Raw genomic sequence first — 26,400 nt, forward strand, 5'->3', positions numbered from 1 at the left:
GACCACCGAGGGCCCTCCTCCCCGCACCGGGGAGGAGGGCCCTCCGCGTCGGTGGGCCCGGCGCGACCGCCCCCGGGTGGCCGGCGTCCGGCGGCGCTGCCTAGATTGCCGGGCAGTGGACGGCGGAGCGGAACGGGAGCCGGAACCCGCCGCACCCCGGCCGTCCCGCCGGTTGGTCACCGACCCCGTGTTCGGGCCCTACTGGGCCGGCAAGCTGCTCGCCAACGTCGGCATCTGGATCCAGAACATCGCGAGCGCGGCGCTGGTCTGGCAGCTGACCGCGTCGGCGTTCCTGGTCGGGATGGTCAGCTTCGCCCCGTTCGTGCCGCAGCTGGTGCTGACCCCGGTGAGCGGCGCGATGGCCGACCGGGGCAGCCCGCGCCGGCAGATCCTGCTCGGCCGCGCGCTGTGTGCGCTCGGGGCCGCGGTGCTGGCCGGCTGGGTCCTGCTCACCCCCGACGTGGCCGACGTGCCGCCGTGGGTCGTGATGGTCTGCGCGCTCGTCGTCGGCATCGGGTTCTCCGTCGGCGGGCCGGCGATGCACTCGCTGCTCCCGTCGCTGGTGCGCCCGGGCGAGCTGCCCCGGGCCGTCGCCCTGGACAACCTGACGCTCTCGGTGGGCCGTGCGGTCGGTCCGGCCGTGGGCGGGGTCGTGGCCGCCACCGCCGGGTACGGCGTCGCGTTCGGCCTCGCCGCGGTCGGCCACGTCGTCTTCCTGCTGGCGGTGTTCCGGCTCCGGACGCCGGGTGCCGCCACCGCGCCGGGCCCGCGCCTGTCGGTCGCCGCGGGGATCCGCTACCTGCGCACCGACCCGGTGGTGGGCGTCCTGTTGCTCGGCATCACCGCGGTCGGGATCGGCGCCGACCCCGCCGTCACGCTGGGCCCGGCGCTGTCCGACCGGCTCGGCGGCGGCCCGGAGCTGGTCGGCCTGCTGGCCTCCGCCTTCGGCGTCGGCGCGCTCCTGGGCTTCGTCGTCCACGCCGCCCTGCTCCGCTTCCTCGACCACGCGCGGCTGGCGACCACCGGTCTGGTGCTGCTGGCACTGTCGGCGGTCGGGCTGGCGCTGGCCGGGAGCGAGGCCGCCGCGGTGGCGGCCTTCGCGGTGGGTGGCGTGGGGATGACGCTGGCCATGAACGGCGTCACCACGTTGCTCTACGACCGCGTCCCGCGCGAGTACATCGGCCGGATCATGGCGCTCTGGCTGGTCGGCTTCGTCGGCTCGCGGCCGCTGGCCGCGGCGCTCAACGGGGCGCTCACCGACCTGGTGTCGGTCGTCGCCGCCCTGCTCGCGACGGCGGTGTTCGTGCTGGGCGTGGCGGCCGTGTGCCGACCGTCGGTGCTGCGGCGCCCCGCCCCGGGGCGGTGAGGGCGGGCATCATCGGGCGGGTGGTCCGGTCGGTACTGGTGAGCGTTGGTGCGGTGGTGCTGCTGCTCGTGGTCGTGGTCGGCCTGCTGTGGGTGTTCCAGCGCAACCTCGTCTACCTGCCCGACGGCGGGCCGGCGCGCCCGGTCGAGGTCGCCCTCCCTGGCGGCCGGGAGGTCGTCCTGACCACCGGGGACGGGCTGGAGCTCGCCGGCTGGCACCTGCCGGCCGAGGGGGACGGCGCGCCGACGGTCCTGGTGGCCAACGGCAACGGCGGCTCCCGGGACCTGCGCGCCCCCCTCGCGCAGGCGCTCGGCGAGGCCGGGCTGGGGGTGCTGCTGTTCGACTACCGGGGCTACGCCGGCAACCCGGGGAGCCCCACCGAGGAGGGGCTGGCGTCCGACGTCCGCGCCGCGCGGGACTTCCTCCTCGACGAGGGCGTCGCGCCCGACCGGCTCCTCTACTTCGGTGAGAGCCTGGGCGCCGCCGTTGTCACCGAGCTGGCCACCGAGCACCCACCGGCCGGCCTGGTCCTGCGCTCGCCGTTCGTCGACCTGCCGGCGGTGGCCGCGGAGCACTACCCCGTCCTGCCGGTGCGGGCGCTGCTGCGCGACCGCTTCCCGGTGGCCGAGCGGATCGCGCGGGTCGAGGTGCCCACCACGGTCGTGCTGGGCACCGAGGACTCGATCGTGCCGCCGGAGCAGAGCCGCGCCGTCGCCGAGGCGGCGGCCGGGCTGCACAGCCTGGTGGAGGTGCCCGGCGCGGACCACAACGACCGGGTGCTGCTCGACGGGGACGCGCTGGTCGACGCCGTCGTCGAGCTGGCCGAGCAGAGCACCGGCTGGTCCGGCCCTGACCGGGGCGGCGGCTGACCGGTTCCCGCCGCCGGGAGCTGGCCGGGCGACGGCGCGAGCAGTCCTCTGGTCGCTCATGCGGCGGGGACGGCTCGGGTGGCCGCCACCGCCGCAAGCAGCGGTCAGGCCGGAACCGGCTGCTCCACCGGGCGCCGGCCGCGCTGCAGGGCCAGCACGCCGGCGACGGCGACGACCACACCCACCACCGGTGGGATGAACCACCCGGCCTCGCTGCTCCACCAGGCGGCGAATGCGGCGACCACGTAGACGGTCAGGTTGCGCCACTCGACATCCGGGAGCGCGGTATCGGCCGGCATGCCGCGTCGCCAGCGCGCCAGGAAGTCGCCGATCACCACGCCGCCCAGCGGTGGGATCAGGATGCCCAGCCACACCAGGTACTCGATCAGGTTCTCGTAGATGCCGGTGATGGCCAGCAGCGTCCCGATGACCACGCCGCCGATGACGAACGGCTTCTTGGACCGCGAGTTCGCGATCTCCGCGCCGGCGACGCCGAAGTTGTAGGCGGTGTTGTCATTGGTGGTCCAGAGGTTGGCGACGAGGAAGACCAGCCCCCAGCCGACCAGCCCCAGCTGATAGAGGACCAGGACGAAGTCGCCCTCCCCGAAGCTGATCGCCCCGATCGCGCCGAAGCCCAGCATCAGCAGCTCGCCGATCAGGAACGCGACGAGGCAGGCCCAGAAGCCGCTCAGCGGCGTGCGGGCGAACCGGGTCCAGTTGGGCGCCTGCGTGCCGCCGGAGGCGAACGTGCCGACGACGATGGTGATCGCGGTGGCCAGCGGCATCGTGGTGGCCGGCTCGACACCGGTGAGACCGCTCCAACCGCCGACCTCGTCCAGCGAGCGCCAGGTGACCCAGCCGGCCAGCACCAGCATGAGCGGCACGGAGACCACGGACAAGGCGTACATGCCCTTGTAGCCGTAGTACGCCGTGACGCCCATGAGCGCCCCGCCGGCCAGCATGAGCAGGACTTCGGCGGCTCGGCCCTGCCACTCCAGCGCGCTGGCGGTCAGCCCGGCCAGGGTGGCGACGGTGACGCCGTACCAGCCGACCTGCGTGCCGCCCAGCAGCAGGGAGGCGAGCTTGGCGCCCCGCCGGCCGAGGGCGTACCGGCACATCATCACGGTGGTCAGCCCGGTGCGGGCGCCGATGCCGCCGATCAGGGCGACGTACACGCCGAGGACGGCGCTGCCCAGCAGCAGCACCCAGATCAGCGAGCCGACGTCGAACGCGGCGCCGATCTGCGCGCCGGCCAGCATGGTGGGCGTGAAGAAAGTGAAGCCGAGCAGGACGATCGCCAGGGAGAACAGCGACCTCCGGGCGTGCGCCGGCACCGGGTCGATCGGGTAGTCGGGATCGACGACAGCCGGGGCGTCCTCGGGACGGACGGTGCTCATCGGGTCTGCCCCGTCTCCGCGGACGGCTCGTCCTCGCCGATGTCCTCGTTCCACAGCGTGGGGTTCGCGGCGATGAAGTCGGTCATCAGCTGCACGCACTCCGGGTCGTCGAGCACCAGCACCTCGACGCCGTTCTCGGCCAGCCACTCGTGGCCGCCCGAGAACGTGGTCGCCTCACCGACGACGAGCCGGGTGATACCGAACTGGCGCACCAGGCCGCTGCAGTACCAGCAGGGCGAGAGCGTGGTCACCATCGTCGTGCCCCGGTAGGAGGTCTGCCGCCCGGCGCGGCGGAAGGCGTCGGTCTCCCCGTGCACCGACGGGTCGTCGTCCTGCACCCGGCGGTTGTGGCCCCGGCCCAGCACGTCGCCGTCGCGGCCGATGAGCGCGGCCCCGATCGGGATACCGCCCTCGGCGAGCCCGGCGCGCGCCTCCTCGATCGCGACCGCCAGCCACTGTCGGGCGGTCTCCTCCTCCAGTGGGACGGTCATCGCGTCACATCTCCCGTTCCGGTCGGCGTGGTGCCGAACCCTGGCAGGGACGGTGCCCGCCGTCCATGACCTCCTCGTTCCCGTCAGGTCACGACTGGGCATCGGGCGGCGAGCTCCGCGGGTTCACCCGACCGGGTGCTCTGCCACCTCCTGGTCCTCGTCCTTGTCCACAGATCGACTGACGTCACCCCCGCGGACTGATCCGTTTCCTTACAGTCCGCACGGATTCGACGACTGCTCGACGGGGGATGGGCGTGCCGACTGCTCTGGACGTCGTGGACGGCGAGGTCCGCGAGCTGATCCGCCGGCGGGGGCTGGACCCGTTCACCGATCCGGGTCCGGTGCGGCTGCTGGTGCGCGACGTGGTCGCCGACTACTCGGAGCGCTCGCTGACCTCGGCGCTGCCGCCGATCGGTGATCCGGAGTCGGTGGTCCGCGACGTGCTGGACCGGGTGGCCGGGTTCGGGCCGCTGCAGCGCTACCTGGACGACCCCGAGGTGGAGGAGGTCTGGGTCAACGAGCCGGGCCGGGTGTTCGTCGCCCGCCGGGGTCGCAGCGAGCTGACCACGACGATCCTGGCGCCCGGCGAGCTGGCCGACCTGGTCGAGCGGATGCTGCGCACCTCGGGTCGACGGATCGACATGTCGACGCCGTTCGTCGACGCGATGATGCCCGACGGTTCCCGGCTGCACGTGGTCATCCCCGACATGATTGTGGGGCGCGCCGCTGACCAGCAGGGCGAACGCAAATCACCGTCTTGACCTGCGTGTATATGCGTCGAAGGTCGTTGAACGACATCGGCGATTTGTGGACGTCTTGCGGACTGTCTGCGGACTCTGTGCGGACAAAGAACACGTCACATGGGTTGATCGATCGTCCTCCGACGACGAGGAGACCGCGCGTGTGAACCGCCCCGGGTCGACGCTCTGTTTCGCGCGATGGGCGCCATCAGCGATAGCTTCCGCCCGTGCCCTTCATGAGCCGCGACAGGCTCTACTCGGATAGCTATTCCTCAGGCGCCCAACTCGAACGCCATCGAGATGAGTACTGGCGCGACCTCTTCACCGCCCAGCTACGGTTCGACCTGCTGACGACGCGTGTCGTGATCACCACGGATTCGCATCTCCTGGACGGCGTGAACCTCCTGGACATGGGCCCCACCGCTCTCGCTCAGGTGCTTGGACGGGACGCCGAGCACGAGCCGCTTCCCCTCATCGTCCGTACGAGAGAGTCGACCATCGAGAAGTCGCTGGCCGCGCTGCTCGTCCGTCCCGACAGGCCGACGCTGAACGGATTTCCCTTCAAGATCTTCCGTGACCCAAGGGGAACCCGCCAGGTAGCCGATGCGCTGCAGACACGCACCGCCGAGGACTTGCTCGTTGCACTCCGGCGAACGGACGACGCGGCGCGCGGCCTGGGCACTTTCCTCCGGCAGCTGTTGAAGGACGAAGGCATGGCGGACCTGACTCCACAGGTCGACGCCGCGGAGCAAGGCTGGGCCCGCTGGGTGGAGGCGGAGCGTCAGGGGAGGGTCCGTTCCGCGCGGTGGAACGGCACCTTCGACCTTGCAGGGAGCCTGCAGAGCGACCCCATCGATCCCGAATCCGAACTGGCGTCTGATACCGGCCGCCGCATGTACGCGCAGATCAAGTGCACCGTGGCGCGTGGGGAAGCTCATCGGTCGGATTTCCGCAGCTGGCTGGAGTCCGAGCTCGGTGGGCAGGCGTCAGGGCCGGAAGTCCTCGACGCCATAACCCTCGAGAACTGGTACGCGCAAGCTCGCCACCGAGCCATCGCCCGCCAGCATGCCGCCGCATTCGCCCACGTCAGCCCGACCGGAGGCGCCGCCGTCGGCCCGTACCGGCGCGCGGCGGAAGACGTGCCACTGGACCCGGCCCTTCGGGAAGGTCCTCGCGACGGCGCAGCCGAGGTTGAGGACGTCCTGGCGCGACTCGGTGAGCTGGACTCCGGGGGATATCGGTCGCTGCTTCGCCGGACGCGGCCGGACCGCGACGAGTGGATCACGTCGGGGAGCCGTTCGGCGCTCATCCACGTGTTCGAAAAGGTGACCGAGCCGGTGACGTCGCCCAAGTACGAGGGGCGGGATCTCGTCCAGCTGTTCGCTCCAACAGCCGCCAACGGCGCACTGACCACGGTCATCGTCGACGGCTGGAAAGGACTCGTCGCCGCTGGAGGGACGTTCCTGATCTCGCTGTGCGCCGATCGTGTGGGCCGGCGACGTCCTGTGCGACGCATCGTGGAATACATCGAAGACTCCCGACCTGACGGAGTTCGACGAGGTACTGACCGGCCGGGCGCGACGGCCTAGCCCGCTGGCGTCGGGCCGCAATCGTCCGCTGTCTCTTGTGGACTGGCTCGACAGTCCTCACGCTTCAGTCGACCGCGCCCCTGGTCCCCGGCTCCCTGTCATTTCGCCGGGGCGAGCGAAGGGTCTTGGCCGTCGGCCACCGCTGCGGCGATTCGCCTGGTCTGTCGGAGCAGGCCGTCGGGTGCCTGTGCCAGGTCGAGGACGTGCTGCACGATCTCCACGCCATTTCCGCGGATGACGTGCCGCCGTTCCGTCTCCCCGGATCCCTTCGCGTAGACCAGGTGTCCGACCGGCAGCTCCAGGGCGGTGCAGTAGGCCAGCAGCTGGTAGAGGTCGGCCTGCGGGAAGCCGGCGGGCTTCTCTGCCTTGTACTTCGCGTCGACGACCCCGCGGGGGATGCCCGCTGCGGACGTCCAGACGAGGTCCGGCTTCATCCTCACGGAGTCCGCTTCATCCAGCCAGGTGGGCGCTTGCCGCTGCGCCCGGCCGCCGCGCCGCTCGATCTCCTCGCCGAGCGCCACGGTCACGAAGTCCTCGAACAGCTGTGGCATGTTGACCAGGAAGCCATCGACCTGCAGCACGCCCGGCGCCAGCTGCATGGAGGTGGCCCGCAGCACCATTTCCGCCAAGCGCACCGCGACGTGGTAGCGGGCGTTGAGCCGTGTCGGCCGCCAGGTCGGCAAGGGGCGCCCGGCCACTGCCGGAGTGACTCCGTCGAGGCGGCCGGCCACGCGGAGGAGCCCGTGTCGGACTTCGCGTGGCAGCCGTGGCAGGCGCTGCAGGCGACGCGTGGCGGTGAGGAGCAGCTGGTTTTCGGCGATGTCGACGGTGAACTCGTCGAAGCGCACTTCCAAGGGCACGGGGAAGCCGAAGCGCCTGCGCAGCTGATCAGACTCCCGGATGCGGCCACGGAGCACGGGGAGGCTCGCCTCCACTTCGCGGTACCCGTGGAGCACCCCCTGGCGGAGCGCGCGGTCGGCCTGGCGCACGAAGGCCTCGGCGACGGCCGGCAAAAGCTCTGGCTCCTCGGCGAGGGGGACGCGGGTGTCCTGCCACCTCCTGCCCGACAGCGCGTAACCGAGGAGGAACAGCAGCCGGTCGATCTCGACCTTGGGCCGGATCCACACCTCGATGCCAGCGACTACCGCGACGCCGACCAGATTGGCCGGTCGCACGAGATAGGCGTCGCCGTGCAGGAGGCGCTCGACCGTCACGACGCCTGAGGTCGACAGCGTCTCCGCCACCGGGCTCGGCAGCCGGACTTCCTGGGCGTCTCCCAGCTCCACGAGTTCCAGGCGCTCAGGGGGCAACGGCGTCTCCCGGCTCCGGTGACGGTCCGCTTTGGCCTTCCTCGTCGGTGTCCTGGCCAGCCAGGGCGGCGCGGAGGGCCGGTAGGCCGTATCGACGATGGACGTCCACGCCGTCCCCGTAGTGGTGCTCATCCAGGAGCGGCAGGATCGCCGTGCGCCATACCCGTTCCAGACCACCGTCCTGGTGCGCCGCTGAACGCATGAGGTAAGACGGCCCCACCTTGAATTCCGGGTCGGTGATCCGCCGATTCAGCTCAGAAAGCAGCCGCGCCGCCTCATCCCTTCTGCCCTCACGCTCCAGCCAGCGGCCGAGCAGGGAGCGGATCGGGTCCTCCTCCGGGTGCAGCGAGAGGAAGTTGAAGCGTCGCCGCATCGCGGTGTCGACCAGGGCGATGGACCGGTCGGCGGTGTTCATCGTCCCGATGACAAGCACGTTCGGCGGGAGCGTGAAGGCCTTGTCGTCCCCCGAGGCGTACAGCAACTCGATCGCCTCATCCCGGTACTCGAGCAGGAAGTAGAGCTCACCGAATATGCGGGCGAGGTTGCCGCGGTTGATCTCGTCGATGATGAGAACGAACGGCTGCTCCGGGTGCTGGAGTGCCTGGTCGACTACTCGTCGCAACGGCCCGGGCCGGAGCCTGAACCCGACCGTCCCGCCTTCACCTGCCACGGGGCGGTAGCCCTCGAAGAAGTCCTCGTAACTGTAGGCGGGGTGGAACTGCACGAGCGTCGTTCCCTCGGGGCCGGCGAGGTGGCGGGCCAGCTTCTGCGCCAGGTAAGTCTTGCCCGTTCCGGGTGGGCCGTAGAGGACGAGCTGCGGCCGGTCGCGCAGCAGCTCCACACACTCCTGCAGCCAGGTGCGGGGCATCAGCAGCTGATCGGCCAGGTCGTCGGTCACGTCGGGTAGGACGAACGTTGCCACGGGGGCGGCGGCCTCGTGGCGGTCGACGAGCTCCTCGAGCTCGGCCAGTTGAGCCGTGAGGTCGAGCAGCTCGTGCTGGCTCTGCAGCTTCGCGCCGAGCGTGGCGGGCAGGTCGGTGAAGTCGACGCCCTCCCCGGGGTTGTCCCACCTGACGGGCCTGCGGAGCCGGGACAGCGTCTCGGCGGACCGGTACTCGACGTCCCCATCGACCTCGCCGACGTAGAGGGCGCCCTTGTCGGTGGTGGCCACGAGGTCGCCGGGCTGCATGCGGGTGAGGAAGGCGTGGAACTCGTCGAGCTTCTGGTCGCGCTGGCTGTAGGAGACGTGCCCGTAGTTCTCGTCGATGAGGCGCTTGAGCTCCTCGTGAGCAGTCCCGCCATCGACCGCTGGCAGGTGGGTGGCGGCCAGGCTGATCCAGCCCTCCGCCAGCCAGGACGGGACAAGGCTTGTGCCCTGCACGCTCGCCCCCCGGACCAGCCACGCCCTCCTGGAGGGGGTTGCTGCCGTGCCGCTCTGGCTCTGCGGCAGCCACTTGTCGCGGTAGGGCGGCTGGTACCAGTCGAACGGCTCGCCGGTCGCCTGCTCGAAGTGGTCGCGCAGCGCCAGCAGGTCCCGGTCCAGGTCGCCGGTCGGTGCGACGACGTCCGCGAATGCCGACCGGATTTTCCGCTTGTGCTGGTCGCTGATGATCGGCTCGAAGACGTCGGGGAACGCGAGGTAGGCGAGGGCGTGGCGCTGCCCGGCCGGCTTGGAGCCGGGTGTCGACTGGAGCAGGTCCCGGAACGCCCAGGGGTCGCAGGCCAGTCGCTGGCGCTCCGATGGGGGCAGCTCCGTCCAGGCGCGGACGAAAGAGATGAGGACGCCGAACTGGTTCCAGACCTGGACCTTGTAGCCCATGCCGCCGTTGAAGACGCCGCTGCTGAGAGCAGAGTCAAGGTCGGGCGGCACCGTGACCGGCTCGGCCGTCAACGACAGCGGACGACGGATGCGATCCCGCTTGGTGTCCACCTTCAGGTCGCTCAGCGGCAGTACAGACAGGTACTGCAGTTCTGCCGCGAGCTGGAGCGCGACCGGGGAGCAACCGGCCAGCTGACCACGCAGCTTCTCGAGGAAGCTCCCGGGGCCGAGGTCGGGGTTGTCCACGAAGGCCCGTTCGAGTTCAGCGGCGGCCTGCGCCGTCCACACTGGCGAGCCCGGAGTGAAGGCGGAGTCGCCGCCCACGAGCCCGCGCCTCAGCACGGTGGCTGCGGCCTCTTGCACTTTCTCCTCACCACGCTGGTTGCGGGTGCCGTGCTCGCGTCGTGGCCGTTCCCCGATGCACTCCGTGACCATCCGTGCCTCCCGTTTCACTCCCGCGGTGGCCCGAGTCTTGCCTGTGCGTGGGACGCGTGCACAGCAGCCACGTGAAGAGGAGCAGGGCGCCTGGGAGGTGATCTGCGGCGATGCCAGGCAGTCCTCACACGTCGAGGATGCGCACAGCAGCGATCCCGGGCCGCAGCCGGGGCGGCTGCGGGTTCAGTAGAGGTAGCGGTCGATGGCGGAGCCGTGCGCCCAAATGTGGTTCATCCGGTCGGCGGTGCGGGCGTGGGCGGCTTCCTCGGCGTCGCTGAGCACGCAGTCGGTGCCGGGCGGGGTGGCCCGCAGCCGGGCGGTGAGTAGTCGGGTCTCGTCGGTGGGGGAGAGGTCGAGCAGGCCGGCCAGCCGTGCAAGGAGCGAGACCAGTTCGGTGCGACCGCCCGAGCGGCAGCCGCCGGCGAGCTGCTCGGCGTATGCGTCGACCAGCTCGCCGATGTCGGGATCCAGTCCGGGGTGGCCGAGGGCGGCGGCGGTTGCGGAGAGGAGGTCGATGTCGGCGGCGGGCAGGGTGAGCGCGGTCATCGGCGCGTGCTCGTGGCGGCCGTCCGGGGCGAGCAGCCGGCCGCACCTGGGTCCCCGGGACTGAGTGGGCGCCAGGGCGGCGAGCAGTCGCTGCACGGCGGCGAGGGCGGCCCGGTCGGCCAGTGGCGCCTGCAGCCGCAGCGGGTGGGTGTCGGTGCCCGGATCCCGTCGGTCGTCGTCCTCCCAGGTGCCGAGGCACAGCAGGATCTCTTCCAGGGCGCGCAGCCGCGCCAGCGGCTCCCCATCGAGGTCGACGACAAGCACGGTCCGCTGCCCCGCCGGCGTTCCCCCGCTCGGTCCGGGTGGCCGGTCGGCCGCTCAGTCACGGGCGGACCACCGCTCGGTGGCCGACTGGCCGGTCATGCCGGTGACCCGGCCGATGTCGGCCCACGAGGCCCCGGCCGCGAGTGCGGCGCGCACCGCCTGGTCCAGCGCGCGGGCGGCGGCGGCCTGCCGGGCGGCGACCGCCTCGACGTCCTCCAGGGCTTGCCATCCGGCGATGTGCCGGAGCCAGTCCTGCCGCACCCGGTTCTCGTCGGCGGCCTCCAGATCGGCCCACGGGCCGGCGGTGGCCAGCCGCCGCGCCGCCGGGTCGGCCAGCCCCGGTGGTACGCGGGTCCAGGGGGTGCCGCGCCAGCCGCAGGTGCAGCCGGCGGCCCAGCCGGCGACCGCGGAGTCCGGGCGCCACTGCTCCGCCTGGTCGATCACCTCATGGCGGACCTGGCCGCTGCTGTGGGCGTGCACGATCCCGTCGGCGCGGAGAAGCGTGCCATCGGACCAGATGCCCTCGGCGGTGGAGACGTCGCGGTAGGTCAGCCGCACCCGGTCGCCGTCGCAGGGCCCGTCGTCGGGCCGGCGGGCCACCAGCACACCGCGGGCGCTGCTGGTGCCGGCGCCTTGCGCGCCGTCTTCGAACAGCGGCACCACCCAGCCTTCGTGCTCCTGGCCGTCGGCGACCGGGCCCATCCATCCCATCGCTCCTCCTCTCGGTGCGTGTGTGCAGCGTCGCGGTACGGCGCTGCCGGAGCCGGTCCTGTTCGGCTGCTGTGGATGGGCCGTCGTTGTCCACGGGCGGGGGTGGACCCAGGGCCTCACCGTGTGCCCGGAGACGCAAGCGGCCCCGTGCCTCGTCCAGCCGCTCTCCGGAGGCGCGGCGGCTATCGGCTCGGGGACTGGTCTGCGTGTGCGTCGATCCAGCTGCGCAGGTCGGCGCGGCGGTAGAGGACGCGCCGGCCGAGTCGGAAGCTGTTCGGGCCGGTGCCGAGGTGTCGCCAGTACCGGAGGGTGGCGACGGGGGCGCGGAGCACGTCCGCGGCCTCGGTGATGGTGAGCAACTCGGGCTCGTGGTCGGCGGTGGGGTCGGGCATGGCTGGCTCCCGAGAGTCGTCGGTGGCAGTGCCTTCACCACAGAAGGCGCCATTTCGGGCCCGGTGGTGACACTTCACAGCCAGCTTTGTCTGACGATCTCCGGTTGTTCTCCTGTAGCGGCCACCGCTGGCGCGTCACCTGTTAGCGATGGAGGCCCTTCATCTGCCGACGCCGGGCGTCGGCGCCGGGACACCCGGTGGACGGCCCCCGGTCCTGCGGCTGGGGTTCGGCACGTTCTCCGGTAGGCCGACGGCAGTCGGGGTAGCCGTGTGCCGACGGGACCTGGAGAATTGCTGGAGGTCCGCTGCTGACCTGGGGTTCCTCCTGTTGTCCTCCTGCTTGCCGATGCAGGCCGTGAGCATCGGGGTGCTCCTGCGCAATTGGTCCCTGTGGACGAGGGAGTCTGTCCACAACATCCGGACGGACGCCTTCGGGCGAGCGCTGAGCTGGCCACGCTCGACTCATGGCGCTGGACACCGCACCCCGAGCACGGCGAGACGGCGGGCCCCGTGCTCGGTTCGCCAAGGGTTGGCGGCGCGTGCCAGGTAATCGAGGCTCGCTATCCCGGTGGGCGCGCCATCGACGCCGTCGCACCGCGGCCGCTGGTGGAAGGCAGGACGCCCTTTCGGGCCACGCTGCGCGTGGCGCCGGCTGCGCCGTCGTCAAGGTCCGCCTGCGGCGGGCTGTGCTTGCTGGTCCCTCGACCCGTCCGGCAGCTCAGCGTAGGGGCCTCCCGCGCCGTCTCCTCCCGACCGGACCAAGATCCTTCCGCCCTTCGGGCGCTTCGCTGCGGAAGCAGTCTTGGCCCGGTCGTCCCCCGCCGTCGCTCCCGGCCCCTGAGCAGAGCTCTTTGCCGGACGGGCCGGGGAATGGGTGGCAGGACACCTGTTCCGCAGTTCCTCCCGTACCGGCTTCGGCTCCAGTTCCGGGAGGGTCCAGATGACCAACACCACGAGCAGCAGTCGCACCGGCAAGGGCGGGCGAGGCAGGCGCGCTCACCTCAATGAGGCGCAGCGTGAAGCCGCCGACGCCGCTCGGGCGGCGAAGATCGCCGCCGTGCACGAGCAGATCGGCGAGCGCGTCGAGCAGCTGACCGCCGATCCGCAGTGGCGGGCGATGCTCGATGCCGCCGCGAGGTTCCACACCTACTGCCTCAACAACCAGTTGCTGATCGAACTGCAGGCCGCGCGGCTGGGCATCAGCCCGACGCGGGTCGCCGGTTTCGGCACCTGGAAGGCGCTGGGCCGCAGCGTGGTCAAGGGCTCCACGGGGCTCGCCGTCCTGGCTCCCTGCACGTACACCCCCAAGGAGACCCAGGCCGGCACCGGCACCGGGCAGGACACCGACCGGGCCGCACCCGCCGCCGGTACAGCCGGGGAGCCGGCCGGCGGGGACACCGACCAGCCAGCCGAGGCGGTGCGGGCACTGCGCGGGTTCCGGGTCGCGCACGTCTTCGACATCTCCCAGACCGAGGGCGAGCCGCTGCCGGAGATCCGCCCGCAGCTGCTGACTGGTGACGCCCCCGCCGCCCTGTGGGAGGCCCTGGCCACCCAGGTCGCCAGCCACGGCTACACGCTCACCCGGGAATCCTGCGGGCAGGCCAACGGCGTGACCGATCCGGCCGCCCGCACCGTGCGGGTGCGTCCGGACGTCGCCGACGCGCAGGCGGTCAAGACCCTCGCCCACGAACTGGCGCACATCGAGTGCGGGCACACCACCGACGGCTTTGACTACCGGGGCTGCCGCGGGCAGGCGGAGGCCGAGGCCGAGTCGGTCGCCTACATCGTCACTGCCTGGGCCGGGCTGGACTCCGGCGCATACACCGTGCCCTACGTCGCCGCCTGGTCGGCCGGGGACGTCGACGTCGTCCGCGCTGCCGCGGCCACGGTGACCGCCGCCGCCCGCCGCATCCTCGACCACCTCGACGACGCCGAGAGCACCCAGACCCCGCCGGGGGACGGGGGAACCGCCCCGCTCGCCGGACCGGTCGCGCAGCCCGGGGGCGCCCGCGTCCTCGCCACCGCCTGAGGGGGAGAGCGCGACATGCCCGCTACCAGCACCACCGCCGACAGCACCCGCACCGAGAGCACCGCCACCCCGGCCAGCATCGAAGGAGAACCCGCCATGACCACGACCACGACAGTCACCGCCCCGAACACCGGCCGGGAGAGCGCGCCCGACGAGCCTTCCGCGACCGACAACGCTCACAGTGCCGGGATCGAGCAACACGAAACCGGGCACGTCGACCCGGCCGCTCCCGGCAGCGCACGCGCTGACACGGCCGAGGACAGCGGCCGGGCACACCGGCTGGTGTGGCTGGACCCCCGGGGGCTGGCCGTGCACCCCCGCAACATCCGCGACGACCTCGGCGACCTGTCCGGGCTGGCCGACTCCATCGCCGCCCAGGGCGTGCTGGAGGCCCTCACCGTGATCCCGCACGCCGCCGCCGACGGCACGCCGGGCCATCAGCTGGTCGCCGGGCACCGGCGGGCGGCCGCCGCGATCCTCGCCGGAGTCACCGCGGTGCCGTGCGTGCTGCGCCCCGACCTCGCGCTCGACGGGAACGCTGCCGACGGTGACCGGGCCGCCCAGGCCGGGCACGTGGGCGCGATGCTGGCCGAGAACCTGCACCGCCGCGGTCTGTCCGCGGTGGAGGAGGCCCGCGGGGTGCAGGCGATGCTCGACCTCGGCGTGCCCCTGACCAGGGTGGCCAAGTCGACCGGGCTGGGCCGCAAGCGGGTCGCCAAGGCGGCCGGCGTGGCCCGGCTGGACGTCGACACCGCCGCCGCGGTCGCCGGTGCCGGGCTGACTCTCGACCAGGCCGCCGCTGTCGCCGTCTACGCGGGCGATGCCGACACCACCGCAGCCCTGATCGCGGCAGCGGGGGAGGGGCCCGGGCAGTTCGCTCACGCGCTGACCCGCGCCAAGCAGGCGAGGCAGGCAGCGGAGCAGGCCGCCGCTCTGCTGGCGGAGCTGACCGCCGCCGGGCGCACCGTTCTGGACAAGGACATCGGCCGCGCCGCCACCCGGCTGGCCGACCTCGAACACGACGGCGAGTCGCTGACCACCGACGGCCACGCCCGCAGCGGACCGCTCTTCACTTGGCTGTTAAGGCGCCTTCCCTGAAGGACTGGGTCTACCGCTGCACCAGTGGCACGCCGATCGTGACGCCGCAGTTGGTGACGAAGCGCCCGTCCTGTGGATCGGTGCGGTCGGCGTCGATGACCAGCACAGTTCCGGCGACCACGCCCGTGAAGGATTCACCGGTAGCCATGCACTGCTCGATGTGTGCTCGCACGGCCGGTTCCACTTGCGTGGTCAGGAACGACAGTCCTTGGGGGAAGTCGTCGGCGAGGGTCGGCGGCGGGCCGTCGACCGCCAGGATGGAGCCAGTGCCGAACGTGGCACTGGTGATCTGGTCGCCGGGCGTGGCCGGGTCACCGCGCCAGTTCGCTTGTTCGACGGTGGTGTACGTCAGGTACAGCCCGCCGTCGGCGTCCGGCATCGTCGGCAGCCCTCCGGGGGGCGCGGGGGTCTGGCCGGGCCAGCAGGACGTGTAGTCGGGGGGATAGCACTCCGACCCGCCTGCGAGCACGCCGGGCAGCGCTTGGGTCGGGGTCACCGCGTAGTGGTCAGCGCCGTAGGGCCAGACCGCATCGTCGGCCCTGTCGGTGTGTGCGGTCATCTCGGTAAGGCCGTGTCCGATGAACCGGTACTCGGCGTGGTCGGTCACCGCCGACTCGACAGGGGGCGTCTCGTACGCCTGACCGTCCTCCCACGAGCCGAGGTACTCGGCTTCGTCCATGGCATCGGTCACTTCAGGCCCATCCGACGGCCAGGCTCGCAGGAACGACGCGGCGACGATCTGCCGCATCCAATCGCCGGGGGCGAGTTGCCCCTCCGGTGTGATTCCGCCGATCGCTGTCCCATCGATGCGGGCACGGGCGTAGAGGAGGTCACCGGTGAGTGTAGAGACGACCTCGGCGATGGTCACCCGATCGTCGGGGTAACTGCCCTGCCGGTGACGACACCACAACTGAGCCGCCTCCGTGTTGCTGCGGACCTGAACGCAGAAGAAGCCCTCCGCCTGCAAACCGTCCGTGAGCCGCTCCACGTCACCGCCCACGCTGACCGGCCCGGCGACCGATTGCTCATCGAGTGGCTCGTGTGCGTAGGGCGCCTCAGGACCGGAGCCATGACGCTCGGCTCCGCTCACCGGCACCGGCCACGCAGTAACCAGGGCGGTCCCGGCTACACAGCCCAGCGCAGCCGCTGCCAGCAACCACCGGAGCCGTCGGCGCCGGACAGGGCGCGCCTCCCCCCGGGATGAACGCACCGCCACATCGGTGATCGACGTCCTTGGAGTGGACTTCTCGCCACCAGACATCAGCGCGTCCCCAAGCACCAGGCCAGGTCGTTGCCTGGGCGCGTTGAGACAGAGTGGGGCTCCCGTGCGCGCCCGGTCACGACTTGTATCACGGCGGTCTCCTAAAGGGCACGGTCAGCCTGATCACCCATCCCTTCTATCGGCAGGCCAGAACGATGCGGGCTGGATCGGAGCCCGATGAGCACCGCGACGCCGTTCCTGTCGGGCGGGCGAGCCGGCTCCCGCCTGCCCCCTATCCGGGTGGTCATATCGGATAGCTGCTCAGCGCTGGCGTGTAGTTGCGGCGTCCGGCGGCCATCCGTGCGCTCTCGGCCGAAGAAGGCGATCAGCCTCCCAGTTCGTGGATCACCTGGTCGAGCTTTGCGTTGTACTCCTGGTAGTCCCGGCGCACGGACTCGAAGCCGTCGATGTCGCGACCGATCGCCGCGAGCTCGGCGTCGGCCCGGGCGCGCAGTTCGGCGCCGTCGACGTCGGCCTCCTCACGGCATCGCGCGTCCATCACCGCGATGTCCCGCTCCCGGGCCGAGGGCACGATGCTGCCCGGAGGCTGATCCTGCTGCGCCGGGCTCATCTGGGCCACGACGGACTCCGATGGCATCTCATGAGGACGGTCGGGCAGGTCCATGACGCCGGCCGGGGCCATGCACGCCCGCCACTCCTCGGCCGCTATCGTCACCTCGTCGCTGGCTTCCAGGGCCGCCCAGCCCGCACTCTCGATTTCGTTGAGCAGTCGCTCGGGCGGAAGACCGAGACGTTCCCTGGTCCGCTCACCGCACCTGAGCCCCTTCTCCTCGACGGCCGGCGTCCACGTCTCGGCGTCCGGCCGCACAACCGGGATCGACCTCGGAGGGAGCTGGTACCCCCACTCCGCGGCAATCTCCTCGGTGAAGATCCGCTGACCGGTTCGAGAGTCGAAGCCCGGATCGGATCTCGAACTCGGGGGAACAACCTGGAACTCGGCGATGCCGTCGAGGCACTGCCGGAGGAGCAAATCGCGGGCGTAGCCGTCGCGCTGATCGCGGTGCTCGGGGACGAGAGCGTAGACCGGAGTCAGCGTGGCCGACGCGAGGTCGTACCCGTAGCGGGTAGCGACCTCCGTCGCGGTCGCCGCATCGGACGCCGGAGCGCTCGGCGAGCCGCACCCCGTGGCGAGGGCACCGATCCCCAGCACGCAGGCTGTCAGTGCACGATTCGGAAAACGCATGGCTGGGGCCTCTCCACGTAGAGATGGGATTGCATGTGGTCGCGCTTGCGGGTCTGCGAAGCCGCCGGTCACGGGGTGTAGGTGATCTGCTCGGCCATGGCGAGGACGTCGTCCCGGGTGAACTCCCGGGGCGCGTTCAGGAAGAAGAGCGTTCCGTCGGCGAACTGCCCGGCCAGCCACCACTGCTTATGGGTCTCGCTCCAGCTGTCCTCAACAAGGGCCAGCTGAGCCGGCCGGCCGTCGACGGTTACCTCGGTCACCGGACCCAGCCCGTCGACGTAGTCGAGCATGTTGTCGGGCGTGTAGCCGCGCCAGGTTTCCTGCAGGGCGACGGTCACCCGCTGATCCGGGTTCTCGTCGCTGACCACCGCGACGTACTCGTCATCGGCATAGGACGTCACTGACCAGCCGGCCGGGGCCAGTCCGACCTGCAGGTCGACCGGTACAGGACGGTCGATGAGCGCTTCCGCCACTGCGACCACCGCTGAGGTATCGGCGTACTCCTCCTCTCCTCGGATCCACACCCAATGACCGTCCCGCCTTTCCCAGATGAGGTCGGCGAAGGCCGAGGTGCATACCGTCGCGGGCTCGTCGGTCTGCGTCGGTGTCGAGGGCGCGAAGCGGCACAGCGGCTGATCATGGCGGGCGCGGACGAGGTCCGCCTCGCTGTGGCCGACAGAAACCGTTCCGGCCTCGATGACATCGTCGGGGGCGTAGTCATCCTGCGGCTGCTGGAACTCGTACTGCCACTCTCCCCGCGGGTCCTGGGTAGAGGCCCAGACGGTGAACCCAGCGCCGTCGGCGGCCCGGTACTCGGCCGTGAAGACCACGGGGCGCACGCCGGCCGGTGTGGGACCGCCGGACCGGCTGAGGGTCCGGGTCAGACCCTCCGGGGAGGGGTCAAGAGAGAGCGGGAAGGTGGCCTGCTCGGCGGCGACCAGGGTGATCTCGCTGGTCGGCGCGGCGATCTCGCCGTCCGGCGTTCGGGCGGCGTCGGAAGGGGCGATGATGACGGCGGTGGCCCCGGCTGCGGCGATCGAAACAACCGCCACGCCGGCGCGCAGGAGCGCCCTCCGGCCCGGGCGCCGGCGGCGCAGCCGCGGTGTGTTGCGCGCCTCGCGGGCGTCGGCGACCAGTTGCCGGGCGGCCACTACGGACGCGGGCTCGCGGTCGGCAGCGGTCAGGGTCTCGATCGGGTCGCTGCCGGCTTCCTCCCTCAGCGCCTGCAGGAAGTCCTCGGGCAGCGGCGGGAGTGCCTCGTCGAACCCGGCGGCAGCGGCCAGTCGGGCATCCAGTTCTCGCTCAGTGATCATGGTCGATCTCCTCGACGGATGCGGAGCTGTGGAGGACCTTTCGCAGTCGGGTGCGGGCGCGGTGCAGCCGGACGCGAGCGGTGCCTGCCGACAGGCCCAGGGCGGTGGCGGCCTGGGCCGGGGTCAGCCCCTCCCAGGCGATCAGGGTGACCAGTTCCCGGTCCTCGAGCGACAACTGCTCGAGGGCCCGGCGCACCAACTGCCGGTCGGCCCGGCCCTCGTGGGCGGTCGCCGGGTCGGGCACCGCTGCGTCGGACAGCGAGGCCGCCAAGCGCTGACCGAGCCGGCCCGCCCGAAGGGTGCTTCGGGCGGTGTTAGCCAGGCACAACCGGGCGATGCCGAACAGCCAGGGCCCCACCTCGTCGGCCTCACCGGGCAGATCGTCCCGTCGGCGCCAGGCGACCGCGAAGGTTTCCGCGACGACATCCAGGGCGTCATCGCGAGAGTCCGAGCGGCGGAGGGCGTACCGCAGCACCGCGGTGCCCCACGTCCGGTAGGCCAGTTCGAACGTCGTATCCGCCACGGACGGTGGGTAGCCGGTGGTGGGCGGTGGGTGTCCCTGCATCGCCATCACACACTGACATGTCCGGATGACGCCGATCGTTACAGCACCGACCCAGAAGACTTGCAGCAGTCACCCGGAAGCCTCAACGCCCTCAGCGACCCCACCAGCACCTGCGGCAGCAGTGCGGCTTTCCCACGCGCAGGGGATCGAGGCGTAGCCGACGCCCACGCCGACGCGTCCTGGCGTACGTCCGACGCCCGACTGCTCACGCCCGGCGTTGCCGGGCCGGTTGCTCGACTGCACCACGACCCGCACCCACGGAGCCCAGACCCAGCCCGAGAACGGTCAGCGCAGGGTCATCTCACCGTCCCGCAAGGGCAACCCCGTCCGACAAAGACCCGTGCAGCAGCCCCCGCGTGAGCAGGCTAGGCCTTCGGGCGTCGGAGCAGGTACTCCTTCATCAGACCGCCCTGCGACGGTGTGACGGCCGGCGGCCCGAGCAGTTCCCAGCCGTCTGCCGACAGGACGTCGAGGGCGTCCATCTGGCGTCGGAGGCTGGCGCTCTCAGGATTCACGGTCTCGTCGTCACCGGTCGTCAGGAAGTTGATCTTTCCCGGACGGCCTTCGGTGATGGTAACCAGCAGGGTTCCGTGTTCGTAGTGCGCCATGGCCCCGAGGGTGGACCAGCACCCGGCCGTTCACCGCAGTGGACGCCCGTCGACACGCCGCAGCAGGCGTGGGTCGCACCCGGCATCTCGCCTTCAGGACCGTCACCGCGAACGGTGAAACGTCGCAGCTCCAGCCGGGCGAGCCCTCGACGGTGTGCGCAAGGGCCGCCCGGTGACCATTCCCGCAAGGGACCACAACCGGCGCTCGAGCGGAGTCCCCGCCACACTGGCCCCTGGTGCAAGGCAGTTCCTGCCTCGGTGCGCCGGCGCCCAGAGCACCGCCGTCAACCGAGGTACCCGCGGAGAGCCAGCCAGACGACGGCTGCGCCTGGGCAGCCACGTGGCAGCCGCCAGAGCTGGGCCCGTCGCTAAACGATCTTCGACGATCTTCGCGAAATGCAACCATTCAAGGGTTATCAACGCCTTCAATCGACACCAACTCCGACACCTCGCGCATTGACCTGAGCCGGCCCGCTCTATCGTATTGGAAGCCCTCTCGATAAGACGGCACGCATGCTACCTTCGGAGGTAGGTCGGGCCCTGCTTTGCGGGGCCCATCGGCGTCTATTGGGGTGACTTGTTGGTCATTGTTGGGTGGCGTTGAGAATGCATGGCGGGATGAAGATCTACGCCGGCGCGCCGGCGGCTGCCCGGCAGTACGTGGAGGCTGACCGGGGTCGGGCGGATGACTACTACCTCACCGAGGGCGCCGGCGTCGCCCGCCGGTTCAGCGTCACCGAGGGGCGGGTGACCGAGCTGGCGCCGCTGACCGGCGACGCCTACGAGACGTGGGTGGCCGGCTGTGATCCGGGGACGGGCGAGCCGCGGGGGCAGCTGCGCGGCGACGGGCATGCGGTGCGGTTCGTTGAGGTGGTGGTCAACGGTCCGAAGACGTGGTCGCTGGCGGCCGCCCTGCATCCGGAAATCGCGACGGCGTATGACGCCGCGCAGGCCCGGGCGGCCGAGCAGATCACCGGCTGGCTCGGGCAGCACGCCACCACCCGGGTGGGTCCGCGCGGCGGACAGGTGCAGGTGCCGGTCGAGGTGGCCGAGGCGGTGACGGTGGCGCACTACACGTCACGCGCCGGCGACCCGCACCGCCATTTGCACCTGCAGATCAACGCCCGGGTATTTGCGGCGGGAAAGTGGCGCGGCCTGCACACCGTCGGCGTCCGCGATTCACTCGCCGCAATCAACGGTATCGGGCACGCCGCGGTCGCCTGCGACCCGCAATTCCGCGCCGCGCTCGCCGCCCACGGATATGCCTTGAATGCCGATGGAGAGATACGGCAGCTTACGGATTTCGTGGGCGCTTTCAGCGCACGGACCGCCCAGATCGCCCGGAACATCGATCGATACGAACGGGAATGGACCGCGGCGCATCCCGGCGAATCCCCCGGCCCGGCGTTGCGCCGCTCCTGGGACGCGCGAGCGTGGGCAGAGGACCGCCCGGACAAGCTGCTGCCACAGCCGGGGGAGGACCTCACCGCGCGGTGGTTGGCCGAGCTGGTCGCCCTGGGCTACCACGACGGGAACGTTCCCACCGGCCTGACACCCACCCCGGTCGGCATCCTGGACCGGGAGCAAGCCGTGGGCCGGGTGCTGGCCCGGCTGGCCGCCGCCCGCTCGGCGTGGAACGCCGCCGACGTGCGCGGGGAGGTCGAAGTGCTGCTCGCCGCCGCCGGCATCGTCACCGACCCGGCGGTGCGCATCGAGCTCGCCGAAGACCTCACCGCCCGCACCCTGTCCCAGTGCGTGCCGCTGCTGGACCGCGACGGGGTGCCCGAGCATATCCGGGCCTGGACCTCAAGACCGGTGCTCGCCGTCGAGGCCGACCTCACCGCCCGCCTCGCCGCCCGCGCCGCCGAGCGCCCGGCCGGCGTCGGTGACCCCGTCCCGACACCGCCGGTCGACGTCGCCGCCGCCGCCTCGCGGCTGGATGCCGGGCAGGCCGCGGCGGTCGCCGCGCTCGCCGGCCAGCGGCGGCTGGTGGTGATCGAGGGCGCGGCCGGCGCCGGCAAGACCACCACTCTCGCCGCCACCAGGACCCTGCTCGCCGAGCAGGGGCGCCGGCTGGTGGTGGTCACCCCGACGCTGAAGGCGGCCCAGGTCGCCCAAGTGGAGGTCGGCGCGGTCGCCGGGTCGGCGGCCCGGCTGGCCTTCGAGTACGGCTGGCGGTGGAATGCCGACGGGGCGTGGACCCGTCTCGCCGTCGGCCACACCGACCCGGGCACCGGCCGTGCGTATGCCGAGCCGGCCGAGCGGGCGCGGCTGCGGGCCGGTGACCTGCTCGTTGTGGACGAGGCGGGCATGCTGGATCAGGACACCGCCCGCGCACTCCTGACGATCGCCGACGAGTGCCAGGTGCGCGTCGCCCTGCTCGGTGACCGGCATCAGCTCGCGGCGGTCGGTCGCGGTGGCGTCCTCGACCTCGCCGCGGCTCAGGTCGACCCGACCGGGCACCTGACCCTGGTGGGGGTGCACCGGTTCACCCGCACCGACGCCACCGGCCGCACGACGCCGGACACCGACTACGCGAACCTGACCCTGGCGATGCGCGCCGGCACCAACCCCGGCAAGGTGTTCGACGCGCTGCTGGCCCGTGGGCAGATTCGGCTGCACCCCGACCCGCAGGCGCTGCGGGGGGCGCTCGCCGCCAGCGCGGCCGACGGCTACACCGCCGGCGAGCGCGTAGCCGTGGTGGTCGCCACCCGTGAGCAGGCCGCCGCCCTCAGCGCCGCCATCCGCGACCGACTCGTCACCCAAGGTCGGGTCGACGACCGGCGCGTGGTCGTCACCGGGGCCGGGGAGCGGATCGGCGTCGGCGACCGGATCGCCACCCGCCGCAACGACCGCGACCTGGCCGTCGCCAACCGCGACGTGTGGACGGTCACCGGCGTCGACCGGGACGGCGGGCTGCTCGTCACCCCTGACTACACGCCGCATGTCACCCCCGCCGGCAGCGCGCGCGCATCTGTCACCCCCGCCGTCACCCCGGCCCGGAAGCGGGCGCGGATGCTGCCCGCCGACTACGTCACCGCGCACGTGGAACTGGCCTACGCAACCACCGCGCACGGCACCCAAGGCGACACCGTGACCGCCGCGCACCTGGTGGTCGGCGAGGACACCGGCGCAGCGGCGGCCTACGTCGGGATGACCCGCGGCCGTACCGCCAACACCGCCCACCTCGTGGCGACGGACCCCGCCGAGGCGCGGGAGCAGTGGCTCGCAGTCTTCGCCCGCGACCGCGCCGACCTCGGCCCGGCGCACGCTGCCCGGCTGGCCGCCGCCGAGGCCACCCGCTACGCCCAGCAGCGCCCGCTTCAGCAGGCGCTCGCCGACCTGCACTCTGCCTGGACGGCCGAGCAACGCTGCCTGGATCGGCTCGCCCACGCCGAACCGCGCCGGGACGCGCTGCGCGAGATCGTCGCGCTCGAGTCCGCCTACGCCGACCGGGCCGCCGCGCTGACCGACGCCTATCGGCAGACGGGAATCGACGCCCGCCACGCCACGGCACGGGCCGACGCCAGCGGTGCGGTCGTCACCGCCGAGACCGACCGGATCCGCGACACACTGCTCGGCAGCTGGGACACCGGGCGGGACGCCGCCCGCGACGCCGCGCAGGTCGTGCTCGACGGTCCCGGCCGGCTCCGACTTCGGCGGGCGGCGGTGAACCGGGCGGGCGAGCAGCTGGTCGACTGGGCGGACGCCTGGCGGCCCCACCTGCCGGCCATGCCCACCGACCCGCAGCAGATCGCGCGCCTGGCCGACCGGTCCGACGACCGACCGCGGCTGTGGACTGCCTTCGACTCCTACGCCCGCCACCACGCCGAACACGCCCACCCCGAGCACGCTCAGTTGCGCGCGACAGCAGCCACCGCCCAGAAGGCCCACCGGCACGCCGGGGCCGCGGTGGCCGACGCCCGCCGTCAGCACGAGGCCCGGCTCGCCCGCTTCGGATCCCTGGCCTGGATCCTCGACCCGGCGGAGCGGCTGGCCGACACCGGCCGGGACATCGCCACCGCCCGCACCGAACTCGCCGCCGTTCGCGCTCGCATCGTGCGACTGACGGCCGAGCCGGCCCTCGTCGCCCAGCCGGCCGACCAGCTAGCCAGAGAGCGTGACCACTGGCGGGCCCGCCGCGACCCCGAGCTCGCTACCACCCAGGCACCCGCATCCCCGTCGGCGCCACCGCAGCCGGTCGTCCGACCGCCGCGCCCCGAGGATGTCCGACGGCTCGCACTACATCCCGATGCGGGCCTGGGGATGCCTCGGTGAATCCCCAGGGTGGCGGGAGTGGGAAGACAAGTCCGATTCGCGGTGTCAGCGTTCGGGTCAGCAGACGAGCCGAGACTGTGCTGGCCATGGCCAGATTCAGGACCAGGGAGGCGATGAGCGGTGGCGTCGATCGCGAGGCGGCCTGACGGCACATACCGGCCGCGGTACCGGGATGAGAACGGCAAGGAGCACGCCCGCCACTTCAAACGCAAGGTCGACGCCCAGCGGTGGCTCGACGAACAGACCGCGGCGTTAGTGCGCGGGGACTGGGTCGACCCGAAGAGGGGTCGGAGCACCTTCAGCGCCTATGTCGAGACTTGGCTGCCCGCGCAGCCGCTACGCGACTCGTCCCGCCGGGCCTACGACTCCTATCTGCGGAATCACCTGCTGCCCACCTTCGGGGACAAGCGGCTGTCGGCAGTCACGCGAACTCAGGTGCTCGCGTTCCGTCGCGGGATCGAGGCGAAGCTGTCGCCGACGACCAGTCGTCAGATGATGGCGCTACTGGCCGGCATCTTTGCCGACGCCGTCGAGGACGGGTTCCTCGCCAAGTCACCGTGCCGGGACACCGTTCCTCCTCGGCCGCACCGGGAGAAAATCGTCCCCTTGACGGTCGAGCAGGTCGCGGCCTTGGTCGACGCCGCGCCCGACCGGTACCGCGCCCTGGTCGTCCTGGGCGCCGGGTGTGGGCTTCGGCTCGGCGAGGCGCTCGGCCTCAAGGTGAGCAGAGTCCGGTTCCTTGAGCGGGAGCTGGACGTCGTCGAGCAGTTGACGCTCGTGCCCGGCGCGCCGCCGAAGCTCGCACCGCCGAAGACCCGGGGAAGTATGCGCACGGTGCCGCTGGCCGATGTGGTTGCCGCCGCGCTGGCTCAGCACCTCGCTGCGTTCCCGGCCGGACCAGACGATCTTGTCTTCCGATCGCGCACCGGCGGCCCGATCTGGCCCAACACCTTCAACAACTCGGCGTGGCAGCCACTTCGCAAGCGCGCCGGCCTCCCGACCGCACGGTTCCACGACCTGCGGCACTTCACCGCCTCAGCGCTGATCCGCTACGGCGAATCAGTCAAGACCGTCGCGCATGTTCTCGGTCACGCGGACGAAACAGAGACGCTGCGCACCTACAGCCACTTGTGGCCTGATGCGGAAACTCGCACGCGTGCCGCCGTCGACGCTGCGTTCGCCGCAGAAGCGCAGTTGCTGCCGCGACGCGCTGACGCCTGAGGCCGATGCGCATAGGCTGCCACGGCCGTTGTCTGGAAGGGTGCGTGCGTGGGGGACTTCTTGGCCGCTGGAGGAGGTGCGCTCCTCGGCGGCATCATCGGAGCTCTCGCTGGAATCTTCGGGGCACGTTTAGCCACCCGGACGGCTCGTCGTGACCAGATGTGGAAGCGCGTCGAGTGGGCGCTGTCCATGGTTCTCAAGGACGAGCCGCGAGCACAGCTGCTCGGCTACCTGGCTCTGGCCGAGATTGTCGGCCGCGGCATGGCGGACAAGCGTGACGTACGGATCATCAGCGTGCTGGCTAACGCCGCCCTCGAGGATCTAGAGGGCGAGGTCAGCGAAGGTGATGACTTCGCGGTCAACGACGTTGAGGGCGAGCCGGACGAGCCGGACGAGCCGGACGAGCCGGACGAGCCGGACGAAGCATGAGATATCCGCCTGAATCCAACGCCAGACCGGCGCGCCACAGGCGCATGGTGCCGCCTGTCTGGTCCGTCGGGCCGTCTACCCTCCAACGGATCACCCGTGCCTTCACAGGCTGGAAGCGGATGCCCCAACGGAGCCAGGAAGACCTAGAGTGGGCCGACAGCGTGCTTCACGGCGTCGAGATCGCGATCGGGGACACCCCGCTCAACGAGATCGAGTTCGTCGTCGAAGCGCCGAAGCGGAAGGGCCGGACATGAAGCGTGTCGTCGTCACGCCGACGCAGGTCGCTGCCGCACGTGTTCGTGCGGCAGCCGACAAGCAACTTGGCGAACGCACGCCCGCCTGGATCCTCAAGCTGGCGGACACAAGACTGGTGGGGGACCGGCGGGCCGCCCCCTCCGCCCGCCAGGGGAAGCCTCTCAAGGCGGCCATCCGCGCCAAGACACCGCACTAAGACGTAGGTAGCTG

General features: G+C 71.6%; 21 protein-coding genes. 9 read left to right on the forward strand and 12 right to left on the reverse strand.

All coding sequences use genetic code 11. The features are described from left to right. The first annotated feature begins 115 nt into the window (after positions 1-115). Together ACI79Q_RS03135 and ACI79Q_RS03140 are read left to right on the forward strand one after the other, a co-directional pair. A complete protein-coding gene (locus tag ACI79Q_RS03135; protein ID WP_456614121.1) occupies positions 116-1,366 on the forward strand; it encodes an MFS transporter in 1,251 nt (416 codons plus the stop codon). Positions 1,367-1,404: 38 nt separating this feature from the next. Further along, positions 1,405-2,235 (forward strand): alpha/beta hydrolase, encoded by an 831-nt coding sequence (locus ACI79Q_RS03140; RefSeq protein WP_456614122.1) that lies wholly within the window; start codon positions 1,405-1,407, stop codon positions 2,233-2,235. A 104-nt stretch (positions 2,236-2,339) separates the two neighbouring features. On the opposite strand, the gene codB is transcribed toward ACI79Q_RS03140, so the two are convergent. Then, positions 2,340-3,632, reverse strand: coding sequence for a cytosine permease (codB, locus tag ACI79Q_RS03145; protein WP_456614123.1), 1,293 nt, complete (start codon positions 3,630-3,632; stop codon positions 2,340-2,342). Next, entirely contained in the window at positions 3,629-4,123 is a 495-nt protein-coding gene (locus ACI79Q_RS03150; protein WP_456614124.1) for a nucleoside deaminase, read from the reverse strand. The genes codB and ACI79Q_RS03150 overlap by 4 nt, the downstream gene beginning before the upstream one ends. Before the next feature lie 254 nt (positions 4,124-4,377). Here ACI79Q_RS03150 and ACI79Q_RS03155 point away from each other — a divergent pair, with 254 nt between their 5' ends. Then, positions 4,378-4,884 (forward strand): hypothetical protein, encoded by a 507-nt coding sequence (locus ACI79Q_RS03155; RefSeq protein ID WP_456614125.1) that lies wholly within the window; start codon positions 4,378-4,380, stop codon positions 4,882-4,884. Positions 4,885-5,090: 206 nt separating this feature from the next. Next, positions 5,091-6,452: a hypothetical protein gene (locus ACI79Q_RS03160; protein ID WP_456614126.1), complete on the forward strand. Its 1,362-nt coding sequence runs from the start codon at positions 5,091-5,093 to the stop codon at positions 6,450-6,452. Positions 6,453-6,550: 98 nt separating this feature from the next. On the opposite strand, the gene ACI79Q_RS03165 is transcribed toward ACI79Q_RS03160, so the two are convergent. The 5 genes from ACI79Q_RS03165 to ACI79Q_RS03185 all read right to left on the reverse strand — a co-directional run bounded on the left by ACI79Q_RS03165 (position 6,551) and on the right by ACI79Q_RS03185 (position 11,929). Further along, positions 6,551-7,738, reverse strand: coding sequence for an McrC family protein (locus ACI79Q_RS03165; protein ID WP_456614127.1), 1,188 nt, complete (start codon positions 7,736-7,738; stop codon positions 6,551-6,553). A gap of 13 nt (positions 7,739-7,751) precedes the next feature. Then, on the reverse strand, positions 7,752-9,827 hold the full coding sequence (locus tag ACI79Q_RS03170; protein WP_456614128.1) for an AAA family ATPase: 2,076 nt from the start codon (positions 9,825-9,827) through the stop codon (positions 7,752-7,754). 372 nt (positions 9,828-10,199) lie between these two features. Beyond that, on the reverse strand, positions 10,200-10,826 hold the full coding sequence (locus ACI79Q_RS03175) for a LuxR family transcriptional regulator (RefSeq protein WP_456614129.1): 627 nt from the start codon (positions 10,824-10,826) through the stop codon (positions 10,200-10,202). Between the two features lie 54 nt (positions 10,827-10,880). Then, on the reverse strand, positions 10,881-11,537 hold the full coding sequence (locus ACI79Q_RS03180) for a hypothetical protein (RefSeq protein ID WP_456614130.1): 657 nt from the start codon (positions 11,535-11,537) through the stop codon (positions 10,881-10,883). A gap of 182 nt (positions 11,538-11,719) precedes the next feature. Beyond that, positions 11,720-11,929, reverse strand: a complete 210-nt coding sequence (locus tag ACI79Q_RS03185; RefSeq protein WP_456614131.1) for a helix-turn-helix transcriptional regulator — start codon at positions 11,927-11,929, stop codon at positions 11,720-11,722. 940 nt (positions 11,930-12,869) lie between these two features. Between ACI79Q_RS03185 and ACI79Q_RS03190 the strand changes: the two genes are divergently transcribed. Then, positions 12,870-13,958: an ArdC-like ssDNA-binding domain-containing protein gene (locus tag ACI79Q_RS03190; protein ID WP_456614132.1), complete on the forward strand. Its 1,089-nt coding sequence runs from the start codon at positions 12,870-12,872 to the stop codon at positions 13,956-13,958. A gap of 15 nt (positions 13,959-13,973) precedes the next feature. After that, on the forward strand, positions 13,974-15,056 hold the full coding sequence (locus tag ACI79Q_RS03195) for a ParB/RepB/Spo0J family partition protein (RefSeq protein WP_456614133.1): 1,083 nt from the start codon (positions 13,974-13,976) through the stop codon (positions 15,054-15,056). 10 nt (positions 15,057-15,066) lie between these two features. Here ACI79Q_RS03195 and ACI79Q_RS03200 read toward each other — a convergent pair whose 3' ends face one another. From ACI79Q_RS03200 to ACI79Q_RS03220, 5 genes are all read right to left on the reverse strand, one after another. Then, the gene (locus tag ACI79Q_RS03200) at positions 15,067-16,146 is read right to left on the reverse strand and encodes a hypothetical protein (protein WP_456614134.1); all 1,080 of its coding nucleotides are present in this window, start codon (positions 16,144-16,146) and stop codon (positions 15,067-15,069) included. A gap of 496 nt (positions 16,147-16,642) precedes the next feature. Then, a complete protein-coding gene (locus ACI79Q_RS03205; protein ID WP_456614135.1) occupies positions 16,643-17,488 on the reverse strand; it encodes a hypothetical protein in 846 nt (281 codons plus the stop codon). Positions 17,489-17,589: 101 nt separating this feature from the next. After that, positions 17,590-18,834: a hypothetical protein gene (locus tag ACI79Q_RS03210; protein ID WP_456614136.1), complete on the reverse strand. Its 1,245-nt coding sequence runs from the start codon at positions 18,832-18,834 to the stop codon at positions 17,590-17,592. After that, entirely contained in the window at positions 18,824-19,357 is a 534-nt protein-coding gene (locus ACI79Q_RS03215) for an RNA polymerase sigma factor (RefSeq protein ID WP_456614137.1), read from the reverse strand. Before ACI79Q_RS03215 ends, ACI79Q_RS03210 begins: the two co-directional genes overlap by 11 nt. Before the next feature lie 407 nt (positions 19,358-19,764). Further along, positions 19,765-20,007: a hypothetical protein gene (locus ACI79Q_RS03220; RefSeq protein WP_456614138.1), complete on the reverse strand. Its 243-nt coding sequence runs from the start codon at positions 20,005-20,007 to the stop codon at positions 19,765-19,767. Between the two features lie 618 nt (positions 20,008-20,625). On the opposite strand from ACI79Q_RS03220, the gene mobF reads away from it, so the two are divergent. From mobF to ACI79Q_RS03235, 3 genes are all read left to right on the forward strand, one after another. Then, positions 20,626-24,285, forward strand: coding sequence for a MobF family relaxase (gene mobF / locus ACI79Q_RS03225; RefSeq protein WP_456614139.1), 3,660 nt, complete (start codon positions 20,626-20,628; stop codon positions 24,283-24,285). Positions 24,286-24,405: 120 nt separating this feature from the next. Beyond that, positions 24,406-25,506, forward strand: a complete 1,101-nt coding sequence (locus ACI79Q_RS03230) for a tyrosine-type recombinase/integrase (protein ID WP_456614140.1) — start codon at positions 24,406-24,408, stop codon at positions 25,504-25,506. Positions 25,507-25,554: 48 nt separating this feature from the next. Next, positions 25,555-25,935 carry a hypothetical protein gene (locus tag ACI79Q_RS03235; protein ID WP_456614141.1) on the forward strand — a complete coding sequence of 127 codons (381 nt, stop codon included), beginning with the start codon at positions 25,555-25,557 and terminating at the stop codon, positions 25,933-25,935. The last annotated feature ends 465 nt before the right edge of the window (positions 25,936-26,400 follow it).

The organism is Blastococcus sp. SYSU DS0828, assembly GCF_054050975.1.